This is a genomic window from Marihabitans asiaticum (genome assembly GCF_007828725.1).
Lineage (GTDB): Bacteria > Actinomycetota > Actinomycetes > Actinomycetales > Dermatophilaceae > Marihabitans > Marihabitans asiaticum.
In genome coordinates, this window is record NZ_VIUW01000004.1 from 182411 (window position 1) to 194043 (window position 11633).

Sequence of the window (11633 nt, forward strand, 5' to 3'; positions counted from 1 at the left end):
GCGCGCGTGCTACGCACGACGTCCTAACTGACCTCGACCCCGAAGCCGTGCAGCAACCCGGCCGCACCCACAAGGTCCACCCGTAGCCCTCGCACGTCGTTGGTCGTCGGGTCGATGACATAGCCGTGGCTGGTCGTGAGGTCGACCTCGCGCAGGTCGGCACGGACGAACCGCGCGCCGGCCAGGTCGCACTGGTCGAAGGTCGCTCCGCGCAGCACCGTCTCGTCGAGGTCGGCGCCGTCGAAGGTGCACCGCTCGAACCGAGCACCGCTGAGATCACACCCGCCGAAGGCGCCAAGATCGAGCCGGCACCCAGTCCACGTGCTTGGATCGGGCGGGATGGTCGGCCTGGCCATGGTCGACCAGGCGGTGCCGAGTGCCCGGATGTCGACGAGCCGGCAGTCGTCGAGGACAGTGTCGATGAGGCGGGCGCCGGAGAGGTCGACGCCGTCCAGCGTGCACCCTTCGAGACGGCACCCGGCCAGGACAGCCGCCGTCCAGCGACCGGTGAGGGTGCACCCGACGAAGGTCACCCCTTCGAGCCGCTCCCCTTCGGCCAGGTCTCCCGTCAGCTCTTCGTCGACGACAAGATCGCGCCCGGCGACGAGATCAAGGAAGCTGCCCACAGACGTGACGCTATGTCCTCCGGCCAGCTGGGCGCCACAGGTGGTGTGGACCACGGGGGCCGACCGTTCGTCTGAGGTTCCCCGGGGATCTGCGGGCGAAGGGAGTGACCGTTCGTCTGAGGTTCCCCGGGGATCTGCGAAGGGGGGAGTCAGTCGCGGGTGAGGCGGCGGTAGGTGACGCGGTGCGGGCGGGCCGCCTCCTCGCCGAGGCGCTCGATCTTGTTCTTCTCGTAGGCCTCGAAGTTGCCCTCGAACCAGTACCACTTGGCCGGGTTCTCCTCGGTGCCCTCGTAGGCGAGGATGTGCGTCGCGACGCGGTCGAGGAACCAGCGGTCGTGGCTGATGACCACCGCGCAACCGGGGAAGTCCAGCAGCGCGTTCTCCAAGGAGCCGAGGGTCTCGACGTCGAGGTCGTTGGTCGGCTCGTCGAGGAGCAGGAGGTTGCCGCCCTGCTTGAGGGTCAGGGCGAGGTTGAGCCGGTTGCGCTCTCCACCAGAGAGCACGCCGGCCTTCTTCTGCTGGTCCGGGCCCTTGAAGCCGAACTGGCTCACGTACGCCCGGCTCGGGATCTCGACCCGACCGACCTGGATGTGGTCGAGCCCGTCCGAGACGACCTCCCAGAGCGACTTCTCCGGGTCGATACCGCCACGGCCCTGGTCGACGTAGCTGATCTGGACGGTGTCACCGACGTCGACGGTCCCGGCGTCCGGCTCCTCCAGCCCAACGATCGTCTTGAAGAGCGTGGTCTTGCCGACACCGTTGGGGCCGATGACACCGACGATGCCGTTACGCGGCAGCGTGAAGGACAGCCCGTCGATGAGCACCCGGTCCCCGAAGCCCTTCTTCAGGTCCTTGACCTCGATCACCTTGTTGCCCAGCCGCGGGCCCGGCGGGATCTGGATCTCCTCGAAGTCGAGCTTGCGGGTGCGCTCGGCCTCGGCAGCCATCTCCTCGTAGCGGGCGAGGCGGGCCTTGCTCTTGGTCTGGCGCGCCTTGCTGTTGGACCGGACCCACTCCAGCTCGGAGGCGAGGCGCTTGGCCAGCTTGGCGTCCTTCTTGCCCTGGACCTGCAGCCGCTCCTGCTTCTTCTCCAGGTAGGTCGAGTAGTTGCCCTCGTAGGGGTAGAGCCGGCCCCGGTCGACCTCGGCGATCCACTGGGCGACGTTGTCCATGAAGTACCGGTCGTGAGTGACGGCGACGACGGCACCCTCGTAAGACGCGAGGTGCTGCTCGAGCCAGAGCACCGACTCGGCGTCGAGGTGGTTGGTCGGCTCGTCGAGCAGCAGCAGGTCCGGCTTGGCGAGGAGCAGCTTGCACAGGGCCACCCGGCGACGCTCACCACCGGAGAGGACCGTGACGTCGGCCTCCGGCGGGGGGCAGCGCAGCGCGTCCATGGCCTGCTCCAGCTGGGAGTCCAGGTCCCACGCGTCGGCGTGGTCGATGTCCTCCTGGAGCGAGCCCATCTCCGCCATGAGGGAGTCGAAGTCGGCGTCCGGCTCGGTCATCTCCTCGGAGATCGCGTTGTACCGGTCGAGCTTGGCCTTGATCTCCCCCATGCCCTCCTCGACGTTGCCGAGGACGGTCTTCTCCTCGTTCAGCGGAGGCTCCTGCAGCAGGATCCCGACGGTGGCGTCCTTGGCCAGCTGGGCTTCACCGTTGCTCGGCTGGTCCAGTCCCGCCATGAGCTTCAGGATCGTGGACTTGCCGGCACCGTTGGGGCCGACCATGCCGATCTTCGCGCCGGGGTAGAACGACATCGTCACGTCGTCGAGGATGACCTTCTCGTTGTGCGCCTTGCGGGCACGGGTCATGGTGTAGATGAACTCGGGCATGGCAGCAGGCTAGCGACAGCCCGGCCGCACCCTCGCATCCACCCCGGTCCCGTGCCCGCCTGCGTCGGGCTCTCCTCGGTGGTCCGCTCAGGCGGCGTGCGCGGCGAAGCCGCCCACTCCCCCGCTCTCGTCACCACGGGGTGCGGGAGCGCCCCCTTCGCCGTCGCTGTCGTAGCTCTCGTCGTAGGACTGACGCGAGGCCTCGTCGGCCATCCGGTCCTCGGACTCGTCCCGGCCCGGACGGGTCAGCTGGGTCTGACCCCACAGCAGGTCGTGGCCGACATGCATCGCCTCGACCTCGACGGAGGTCCCGTAGCTCTCGTCGGCCCGCTGGTACTGGCGCACCCGCTGCCGGCCGGTGACCACCACCGGCTCGCCCTTGTGCAGCGACTCGCAGACGTTGACCCCGAGGGCCCGGTAGCAGGCGACGTTGTAGAACGACGTCGGACCGTCCTCGAAGGTCCCCTCCCGGGTGCGCCTCCGCTCGCTCGTCGCCAGGCGGAAGGTGGTGAATACCTGACCGGCCTTCGTCGTGCGCTTCTCGGGGTCGGCCACCAGGCGGCCGCTGATCGTCACATATGTCTCGTACATGGGCTTCCTCCTCGTCGGTTGAGACGAGATCCACCCTCGCGCGCCGCCCCACCCACCGCGCGGGTGCCAGCGACGGCTGTGGACAGCCGCCTGGCCGCAGGCGCGGCTGTGGACAGGCTCAGCGCCGCTGCGCGGCCTCGACGCCCCGGCGCGCCCGGGCGTGCCGGGTCAGCACGTCGCGCACCGGTGCGATGACGACCCGCTCGGCCACCTCCGCGATCGCCCCCTTGAGGCGCTTGTCGATCTGCGCTGCCCGCCGTCTCGACCCTGGGCCGGCCAGCAGCCGGCCGAGGGCGGCCACGAGCAGGCCGCCGACGATGCCACCGGCGAGCAGGATGAACGGGGTGGCGAAGGGACCGACATCGACCGTCGGGATCGCCGGCAGCTGCAGCCAGGCCGCGAGCGCGATGGCGACGAGCCAGAGCAGGCCGAGCACCGCGGCCACGGCCAGGAGCACCTGCAGCACGCCGAGCACCGGCCACCACAGCGGGTTGCGGGCCCGCAGCGGGGTGCGCAGCACCGCCTGGTCGAGCTCGTCGGCGAGGTGGTCGTCGTAGGGCGCGGCGGTGTCGGCGATCTCGTCGGCCCACCGGGTCGGCAGGCCCTGACCGGCGTGCTCGCCGAGCCGTCGGGCGGCCAGGTCGACCGCCGCCCGGGCCGACGGGGTGGGCGGCGGGATCGAGGAGCGGCCGAGCACGGCACGCACGTCGGCCTCGGTGACGTCGGGAGCCTCCTTGTCCAGGCGCAGCCGCTTCAGCGGCGCCGGCCGCAGCGCCTTGGCCCACCGCGTGAACGGCCAGCCGGTGCGCGCAACGGTCTCCATGACGAAGTCGCGGCGCACTGCGTCGACGACCGTGGGCACACCGGCGGCTCGGGCGAGGGCGTCGACGAGCTCGCCGGAGCCGAGCTGGTCGACGTCCGGCTCGTCCTCGGCGACCGAGGGCGCCAGCCCCTTGGCCGCGGTCGCGACATCGGCACCGAGGCGGTGCCGGGCCGCGTCGGCAGAGGCGACGGCGGTGTGCAGGCGCTCGGTGAGCCGCTCCAGGCCCAGACCGGTCTTGCTGGAGGTGGCCACCACCTCCGAGTCGCTCAGCCCGTCGCGCTCGAGCAGCCGCGAGAGGTCCCCGGTCACCGTGTCGACCGCGGCCTCGTCGGGGAGCCGGTCGGCCTGGTTGAGCACCGCCACGGTCACCGCGCCGTACTCCTTGAGCACGGACACGTACTCGTCGTGCAGTACCGCGTCGGCGTACTTCTGCGGGTCGGTGACCCAGACGAAGACGTCGGCGAGCTCGAGCACCCGCCGCGCCTCCTCCCGGTTGGCCGCCTCCCGGCTGTCGAAGTCGGGCAGGTCGAGCAGCACGAGGGAGTCGAGCGAGTCCTCACCCTCGACGGTGTGACGTCGGCCGACGCCGAGCCAGTCGAGCAGGTCACCGACCGGCTCCTCGCCCCACACCGCGGCGGTCGGGGTCGAGGTCGTCGGCCGCCGCACGCCGACCTGGGCGACATCGGCTCCGACGAGGGCGTTGAAGAGCGAGGACTTGCCCGACCCGGTCGCCCCGGCCAGCGCCACAACGGTGTGGCCGCCGACGAGTGAGGTCCGCTCCCGCACCTTCTCGACGACCTCCGCGGCCCGCCGCGCGGGCTCCGGCTCGAGCTGGTCGCCCCCTTCGGTCAGGGCCTCGGCCAGGCTGTCGGAGCGCGAGAGCAGCTCCTCGACCGACAGGGCCGACACCTTCGCCTCACCCCGGAAGATCGGGCTCATCGGGTCGACCTCGCGGCCTGCACGGCCTCGGCCGCCTGGGTGAGGCGACGGACCTGCCCTTCGCTCACCTGGACGGTCCCGAGCACGGACTCGTAGCGACGCCGCTCTTCGTCGTAGAGGTCGGTGACCCGCTCGAGGAGGAGGGACCTCGCCTTCGCCGCCATCTCCCGGACCGCCTGGTCGCCGAAGATCGCCTCGAGGACCTTCTGCGCGAGCGCGGTGGTGCCGCCGGCGATGGCGACCTCGGGGGCGACGAGCACGCCACCGGTGTGGGCGAAGCTCACGAGCATGAGGAAGAGACCGATGCCGTTGACGCCGTACGCGGCGATCCGGGCGTTGGTGCGCCGGTTGCCGCCCTCGGCCCGGACGATGTCGAGGACGTCGCCCTGCCAGTCGCGCACGGTGCGCTCGACGGTCTCGCGCAGCGCCTCGGACGAGCGGGTCAGCTCGGGGTGCTCCTCGAGCAGCTCGGGGCCGGCCTCGGTGGAGCGCCACCGGCGGGCGGTCGTCGCCGCCGCGGCGTCGCCCTCGGCGATGACGAGGGCGGCCACCCCGTCGTGGAGGGCCTCGTCCAACGGCTTCGAAGGGGGCGGTGCCCCCTTGATCGCGTTGGTCACCCGGTCCCGCAGCCGGGAGACGCCCTCTTCGACGCGCTTGAAGAACTCGCCGGTGCCGACGAACTCCTGCCACCGGGCGAGGACCTCGCCGCGCAGCAGCTGGCCGTCGCTGATGCCGTCGCGGACCTGGTCCTCGGCGGTGTCGTAGGCGTCGTAGGCGACCTTCTCGAGCTCCTTGACCATCGCCTGCTGGGTCGTGGCGGCGGCGACGAGCTCGTCGGTGCGCTCGTCGAGGGAGCGCAGCGCGCCGGAGAGCGTCTGCTGGATGACGATGCCGCGGGCGCGCTGGTCGCCGGCGAGCGCGGTGAGCCAGGAGCGCAGCCGCGAGATGTCACCCTCGGGGATGAGGCCGCGCTCGTCGAGCGTGGTCTCGGGCACGGTGAAGACCGGGGAGGTCTCGAGCCCTTGCTCCCGGAGCATCTCGACGAGGTCGGAGCGCACGTCGTCCATCGCGTCAGGGTCGACGCGGTCGAGGATGATCGCGACCGCGGTGCCCCGGTCGGAGGCCTGCTTGAGCAGCCGCCACGGGACGGCGTCGGCGTAGCGGGCGGCGGTGGTGACGAAGAGCCAGAGGTCGGCGGCGGCGAGCAGCTGGGTCGCCAGGCCGCGGTTGGCGGAGACGACCGAGTCGATGTCGGGGGCGTCGAGCATGGCCAGGCCGGGCTGCAGCGCCTCGGACGCGGCGAGGCGCACCGTCCCGGGCTGCGGCTCGGCGCTCTCGCCGGTGACCCGGGAGAGCGAAGGGAGCACCCGCCCGTCGCGGAACCACCGGACGTCGTCGGGGTGGTGGATGAGGACCGGGCTGGTCGTCGTCGGGCGCAGCACCCCGGCCTCACTGACCTTGCGGCCGAGGACGGAGTTGACCAGCGTCGACTTGCCCGCCCCGGTCGACCCGCCGACGACGGCCAGCAGGGGCGCGTCGATCGAGCTGAGCCGCGGGATGACGTAGTCGTCGAGCTGCCCGAGCAGGGCGGCGCGGTTCTCCTTGGCCTGACGGGTCGACGGAAGGTCGAGCGGCAGCTCGGAGCGCTCCACCTCGTCGCGTAGCGCGATCACCCTGGCGAGCAGCTCCTCGCTGTCGACCGGCGCTCCGGGTGGTGTGGCGGACATGGTGCACAGGCTAACCCGGGTGTCCCCGCCCACCACGTCCGGCGAAGGGGGTCCCGTCGCCGGTCTCGATAGGGGCGCCCCCGGTTGGATTCGAACCAACGACCTCGGGATTAGAAGGCCCTTGCTCTGTCCAGCTGAGCTACGGGGGCTCGCGGGCTCGGGCCCGCGGTCGCTCAGTCTACGGAGACCGACCTGACATGATGAACCGCATGGCACTTCGGGTGGGCCTCGCCGAGGCGGTCGTCGCCGACGAGCCCTCCCTGCGCGACCTGCTCGACGACACCGAGCTGGCCCGGGCGGACCGCAAGCGCGACCCTGCCCCCTTCGTCAGCGCCCACGCCCTGGCCCGGCGGACTCTGGCCCGGGTCCTGCACGTCGACCCGGCCGATCTCGCCTTCGAGCGGCGCTGCCCCACCTGCGGGAGCGAGCGGCACGGCAAGCCGAGCATCGTCGCCCGCCCGGACTGGTCCTTCTCCCTCTCCTACACCGACACCCTCGCCGTCATCGCGGTGGCGCAGGGGCCGAGCGTCGGGATCGACGTCGAGCACGTCGAGGAGGCCGACTTCGACAGCTTCGACCGCCTGACCCTCGCCGAGGAGGAGGGCGCCGCCTTCGCGCAGGTGCACGGCCGGGACCTGCTCGCCGCTCGGGCCCAGGTGTGGGCGCGCAAGGAGGCGATCCTCAAGGCGACCGGTCACGGCCTGGTCGTCGATCCGACCGAGGTCGTCGTCACCGGGCCGGAGTCACCGGCGGCGCTCGTCGACTGGCGCGCCGAGGAGTCCAGGCCGGAGGCGGTCTCGCTCGCCGACGCTGACCTGCGCACCCCCGACCACCGGTGCGCGGTCGCGGTCCTCGCCGAGGACGCCCTCGAGGTCCACCGGATCGACTGAGGGCTCGCTCAGCGGCCGGGGTACCCGACGAACTCGCGCCGCCGGGCGGTCATCGAGTCCAGGAGCACCCGCTCGCTCGCGATCGCCTGCTGGTCGACCCGGTGGTGGTACATCCGGGCGCGCAGGAGGGCCAGCTCGGAGGCGGTGTCCTGGAAGGCGCGCATCGCGTCCACACCACGCGCCCCGGTCCGCGCCCTGGCCCAGCTGCGGGCCTCTCGACGCTGGCTCATCGAGGACAGCATCGAGACCTCGCCGGGGGCGAGCCAGCCGGTCTGGACGTAGGGCACGAGGAACTGGCCGATGATCCGACCCTCGCGGGCGCGGGCCCAGATGATGAACCCGATGAAGGCGAAGAAGAGGAGCATGCCGACGCCGTAGGCGAGAAGGAAGCTGTACGGCCCGCTGACGGCCGAGAGGTTCCACAGCGCATGGAGGAGGACCGCGGCGCACCATCCGACGAAGGGGGCGACCACCTTGACCCCGGTGCTCCGGCTGGACGCGGCCATCCCCACCCCGATGCCGGTCATCGCGGTAAACATCGGGTGGCAGAACGGGGAGATGATCCCGCGCAGGACGAAGGTCGCGACGAAGGCGTCGCTGCCGATCTCGGTGTACGCCCGGGCGAGGTAGAGGATGTTCTCGGTGAAGGCGAAGCCGGCCGCGCAGATGCCCGCATAGGTCACCCCGTCGGCCAGCCCGTTGAACTCGTGACGCCGGAACCAGAGCATCACGAGGAGGAAGAGCCCCTTGAAGGTCTCCTCGACGACGGGTGCCACGACGACGGCGCTGAAGGCCTCCGCGCTCGTCGCGTCGACCGAGGAGGAGACGATGACCATCGCCGCGGTGTTGAAGACCAGCGAGGGCAGGGTGGCGGCGAGCGCTCCCCAGAGGAAGGCGGTGAGCAGGTAGCGCCACGGCTCGGCCTCGAAGCGATCGAGCCAGACGAAGATCGGCACGACGATGCCGACGGGGATCAGCGCGAAGACCAGCCCGAGCAGGGTGGCGATGATCCCGAAGCTCAGCGAGAAGAAGAGCGCGAACGCGAGCGCGAAGAGGGCGAAGACCGTCGCGATGACGCCGGCCACCACCCAGCGGCGCATCCCGGGTCGGGGCGTGGGGTTCGGCCGGGCCAGCGCGGGGACGTACCGGGCGTCGTAGGGCTGCACCGTCTGCCAGCCGGGGCCCGGGTGGGGGTGCTGCCGAGGGGGCGGCGTCTGCGGGGGCCAGGTCATGACCGGGAGGGTATCCGGGGCCCCTGACCAGGCACGTGACGAGGACCGCGCAGCTTCGCCGGCGCGGGCGGGGACCGTCCTCGCACTGGTCGGCGTCGTACAGTCGAACGCGTGACACCGACAGCGAACGGACCGGACCGCGCCCACAACGACCGCATCGTGTGGATCGACTGCGAGATGACCGGGCTCTCGTTGGAGCAGGACGCGCTGGTCGAGATCGCCGCACTCGTCACCGACTACGAGCTGACCGTGCTCGGCGAGGGGGTCGACATCGTCATCCGCCCCCCCGAGGCCGCCCTCGCGCAGATGGGCGACTTCGTCCGCGACATGCACACCTCCTCGGGCCTCCTCGACGCCCTCGAGTCGGGCGTCTCGCTCGAGGAGGCCGAGGCCCAGGTCCTGGCTTACGTCACGCAGCATGCACCCGACCCGGGCAAGTCACCGCTGGCGGGCAACACCATCGCCACCGACCGCGCCTTCCTCACCCGGGACATGCCGGCGCTCGACGCCCACCTGCACTACCGGATGATCGACGTCTCCTCGATCAAGGAGCTCTCCCGCCGGTGGTACCCGCGGGCCTACTTCGCCGCCCCGGAGAAGAACGGCGGCCACCGCGCACTTGCTGACATCACCGAGTCGATCGCCGAGCTGCGCTACTACCGCGAGGCGGTCTTCCGCGACCCGCCGGGTCTGGGGTCCCCGCAGCTGAAGGAGATCTCGGCCCGTCACGTCGTGACTGCCGCGGGGGCGGGCGAAGGGGGATCCGCCAGCTGACTTGGCGCGGGCCCCGGCCGAGAACGACCGGGGCCCGTACCTGTTGGGGTGAGCGACGGGACTTGAACCCGCGACCCTCGCGACCACAACGCGATGCTCTACCAGCTGAGCTACGCCCACCATGGCTGGCGCTCTCGCACCAGACCGGCGTCAATCGTACCTGCTCCGTTGCGGTGCTCCGACCACCCCTTCGAGAACCCGCGGCCACCCCTTCGCCACGCCGCCGGCGGACCTCCCAGCCCCGCGTCAGGCGGGTGCGGCACCATGGCTCCCGTGAGCACTCACCGCCCGCCCTCCCCCGCCGTCGCCGCCCTGCGCGAGCCGGCGCTCTCCCTTCGCCTGCTGCTCGTCGCGGCCCTCGCCTGCGCCCTCACGCTGCTCGGCGGATCCCCGGCCCAGGCCCACGCCCAGCTCGTCCGGTCCAGCCCGGACGACGGGGCGACCCTCGCCGCGGTACCGCCGGAGGTGGCGCTGACCTTCAACGAGGAGGTCAACCCCGACTTCGTCACGGTGACCGTCTCGGGTGATACGGGCCAGGCCAGCACCGGTGAGCCCGAGGTCGACGGCGACACCGTCTACCAGGGGCTCGACCCGCGGATGGAGCAGGGCGACTACACGATCGCCTACAAGGTGACCAGCGCCGACGGGCACCCGGTCTCGGGGACCCTGTCCTTCACCTACGCCTCCAGCGGCGAGGAGCGCGACGCGGGTGCGCCCGCCGCGACAAGCAGCGACGCCTCGGGCGAGGATGGCGAGAGCGAGCCCTCGCAGGACGGTTCCGCGAGCGAGGGTGACGGCGAGACGTCCGGGTCCGCGGAGGCCACCGGCGAGGAGCCGTCGGACCCGTCCGAGACGTCGGCGACATCGGAGTCGCCTGAGTCGTCGGAGTCCTCGGAGTCCTCGACGTCGTCCGAGGACAGCTCGGACGAGCCGAGCACCAGCGCCACGAGCACCGACTCGGCGGAGGCGACAGAGACCGCCGACGACGCCGCGCCGTGGTGGCTGTGGCTGCTCGTCGCCCTCGGCGCGCTGGCCCTCATCGGTGGGCTCATCACCTACCTCGCCCGCCGCGGCGACCGTGACGCGGACTACGACCTGCGCTCCGATCGCTACGACGACGGCGAGCCCGACGTGCGCCGACTGCGCGACGACGACCCGCGCTGACCCCCTTCGGCACCGGTGGGCCGCAGCCGATTTCAGCGCCGCTGCCCACCGGTGCTAAGGTCTCTCCTCGCGCGCCAATAGCTCAATTGGCAGAGCAGCTGACTCTTAATCAGCGGGTTCGGGGTTCGAGTCCCTGTTGGCGCACCACACGACGAAGGGCCCCGGCCAGCTGGCCGGGGCCCTTCGTCATCGTCCCTCGCGGTGTCCTCGTCGGCCGAGGGTCACCACCGCTTCTTGCGGCGGCTCGCGACGACCTTGAGCAGCACGACGCCGGCGACGACGGCGGCCGCGATCGCGACCCGGTCCATGCGCAGGTCGCCGGACTCGGTGTAGGTCGCGTTGTGCAGTGACGCCCGCGCCTTTGCCTTCTCGCGCGCCACGACGTTCTTCGGTGCGGCGCGCTCGGTCAGCTCGTCGATGGTCTCGGCGAGGCGGTCGCGCAGCTCGGCGATGTCCTTCTCGAGCGAGCTCTCGCTGGGGGTGGCGTTGCTCATCGTGATGTGTCCGTCCTTCTCGTGTCTCTTGGTCGCGTCGTGCTGGTGTCTAGTCTGCGACAGATCAGGCCGTCTGCAGCCCTAGGTCACGCTGGATCTTCGCCACATGACCGGTGGCCTTGACGTTGTACATCGCATGGGTGACCTGGCCGTCCTCGTCCACGACGATGGTCGAGCGGATCACCCCTTGCACCACCTTGCCGTACAGCTTCTTCTCGCCGAACGCGCCATAGGCCGTCATGACCTCCTTGTCGGGGTCGGAGAGGAGGGTGATGGTCAGGCCGTCCTTCTCACGGAATGCCGCGAGCTTCTCCGGGCTGTCCGGGGAGATCCCGACCACCGTGTAGCCCTGCGCCTGGAGGACGTCGAGCCGCTCGGAGAAGTCGCAGGCCTGCTTCGTGCAGCCGGGCGTCATCGCCGCCGGGTAGAAGTAGACGATGACCTTCTGCCCGCGCAGGTCGGCCAGGGCCACCTGGTCCCCGGTGTCGGAGGTGAGGGTGAAGTCCGGAGCGGTGTCCCCCGGGGTGAGCGTGTCGGCCAC

Annotated in this window: 11 protein-coding genes and 3 tRNA genes; 4 read left to right on the forward strand and 10 right to left on the reverse strand. The window is 71.3% G+C overall.

Features of this window, described 5'->3' with window-relative positions:
* Window positions 1-23 precede the first annotated feature (23 nt).
* From FB557_RS11885 to FB557_RS11910, 6 genes are all read right to left on the reverse strand, one after another.
* Window positions 24-626 carry a pentapeptide repeat-containing protein gene (locus FB557_RS11885; protein ID WP_144857834.1) on the reverse strand — a complete coding sequence of 201 codons (603 nt, stop codon included), beginning with the start codon at window positions 624-626 and terminating at the stop codon, window positions 24-26.
* Window positions 627-775: 149 nt separating this feature from the next.
* A complete protein-coding gene (gene ettA, locus FB557_RS11890) occupies window positions 776-2458 on the reverse strand; it encodes an energy-dependent translational throttle protein EttA (protein WP_144857835.1) in 1683 nt (560 codons plus the stop codon).
* Between the two features lie 87 nt (window positions 2459-2545).
* Window positions 2546-3049, reverse strand: coding sequence for a single-stranded DNA-binding protein (locus FB557_RS11895; RefSeq protein ID WP_144857836.1), 504 nt, complete (start codon window positions 3047-3049; stop codon window positions 2546-2548).
* A gap of 118 nt (window positions 3050-3167) precedes the next feature.
* On the reverse strand, window positions 3168-4811 hold the full coding sequence (locus tag FB557_RS11900) for a GTPase (protein ID WP_144857837.1): 1644 nt from the start codon (window positions 4809-4811) through the stop codon (window positions 3168-3170).
* Entirely contained in the window at window positions 4808-6538 is a 1731-nt protein-coding gene (locus FB557_RS11905; protein ID WP_144857838.1) for a dynamin family protein, read from the reverse strand. Before FB557_RS11905 ends, FB557_RS11900 begins: the two co-directional genes overlap by 4 nt.
* 75 nt (window positions 6539-6613) lie before the next feature.
* Window positions 6614-6687 (reverse strand) — tRNA-Arg (locus FB557_RS11910).
* A gap of 60 nt (window positions 6688-6747) precedes the next feature.
* Between FB557_RS11910 and FB557_RS11915 the strand changes: the two genes are divergently transcribed.
* Window positions 6748-7428, forward strand: a complete 681-nt coding sequence (locus FB557_RS11915; protein WP_170236287.1) for a 4'-phosphopantetheinyl transferase family protein — start codon at window positions 6748-6750, stop codon at window positions 7426-7428.
* Window positions 7429-7436: 8 nt separating this feature from the next.
* Here the strand turns inward: FB557_RS11915 and FB557_RS11920 are convergent, their stop codons facing one another.
* The gene (locus tag FB557_RS11920; RefSeq protein WP_246074760.1) at window positions 7437-8660 is read right to left on the reverse strand and encodes a PrsW family intramembrane metalloprotease; all 1224 of its coding nucleotides are present in this window, start codon (window positions 8658-8660) and stop codon (window positions 7437-7439) included.
* A gap of 111 nt (window positions 8661-8771) precedes the next feature.
* Between FB557_RS11920 and orn the strand changes: the two genes are divergently transcribed.
* A complete protein-coding gene (gene orn / locus FB557_RS11925; protein WP_281290068.1) occupies window positions 8772-9434 on the forward strand; it encodes an oligoribonuclease in 663 nt (220 codons plus the stop codon).
* A gap of 44 nt (window positions 9435-9478) precedes the next feature.
* On the opposite strand, the gene FB557_RS11930 is transcribed toward orn, so the two are convergent.
* Window positions 9479-9554: transfer RNA gene (locus FB557_RS11930), tRNA-His, on the reverse strand.
* 153 nt (window positions 9555-9707) lie between these two features.
* Between FB557_RS11930 and FB557_RS11935 the strand changes: the two genes are divergently transcribed.
* Complete coding sequence (locus tag FB557_RS11935; RefSeq protein WP_170236288.1) at window positions 9708-10598, forward strand: copper resistance CopC family protein; 891 nt, start codon at window positions 9708-9710, stop codon at window positions 10596-10598.
* A 71-nt stretch (window positions 10599-10669) separates the two neighbouring features.
* Window positions 10670-10745: transfer RNA gene (locus FB557_RS11940), tRNA-Lys, on the forward strand.
* A 74-nt stretch (window positions 10746-10819) separates the two neighbouring features.
* Here FB557_RS11940 and FB557_RS11945 read toward each other — a convergent pair.
* Together FB557_RS11945 and bcp are read right to left on the reverse strand one after the other, a co-directional pair.
* Window positions 10820-11092 carry a DUF3618 domain-containing protein gene (locus tag FB557_RS11945; RefSeq protein WP_144857841.1) on the reverse strand — a complete coding sequence of 91 codons (273 nt, stop codon included), beginning with the start codon at window positions 11090-11092 and terminating at the stop codon, window positions 10820-10822.
* A 64-nt stretch (window positions 11093-11156) separates the two neighbouring features.
* Window positions 11157-11633, reverse strand: a complete 477-nt coding sequence (bcp, locus tag FB557_RS11950) for a thioredoxin-dependent thiol peroxidase (RefSeq protein ID WP_144857842.1) — start codon at window positions 11631-11633, stop codon at window positions 11157-11159.

Excerpts from the sequence above, each read along its gene's own strand:
- FB557_RS11915 (WP_170236287.1), top strand. The coding sequence starts at position 6,748 with ATGGCACTTCGGGTGGGCCTCGCCGAGGCGGTCGTCGCCGACGAGCCC.
- FB557_RS11920 (WP_246074760.1), bottom strand. The coding sequence starts at position 8,660 with ATGACCTGGCCCCCGCAGACGCCGCCCCCTCGGCAGCACCCCCACCCG.
- FB557_RS11900 (WP_144857837.1), bottom strand. The coding sequence starts at position 4,811 with ATGAGCCCGATCTTCCGGGGTGAGGCGAAGGTGTCGGCCCTGTCGGTC.
- FB557_RS11905 (WP_144857838.1), bottom strand. The coding sequence starts at position 6,538 with ATGTCCGCCACACCACCCGGAGCGCCGGTCGACAGCGAGGAGCTGCTC.
- FB557_RS11895 (WP_144857836.1), bottom strand. The coding sequence starts at position 3,049 with ATGTACGAGACATATGTGACGATCAGCGGCCGCCTGGTGGCCGACCCC.
- FB557_RS11945 (WP_144857841.1), bottom strand. The coding sequence starts at position 11,092 with ATGAGCAACGCCACCCCCAGCGAGAGCTCGCTCGAGAAGGACATCGCC.
- ettA (WP_144857835.1), bottom strand. The coding sequence starts at position 2,458 with ATGCCCGAGTTCATCTACACCATGACCCGTGCCCGCAAGGCGCACAAC.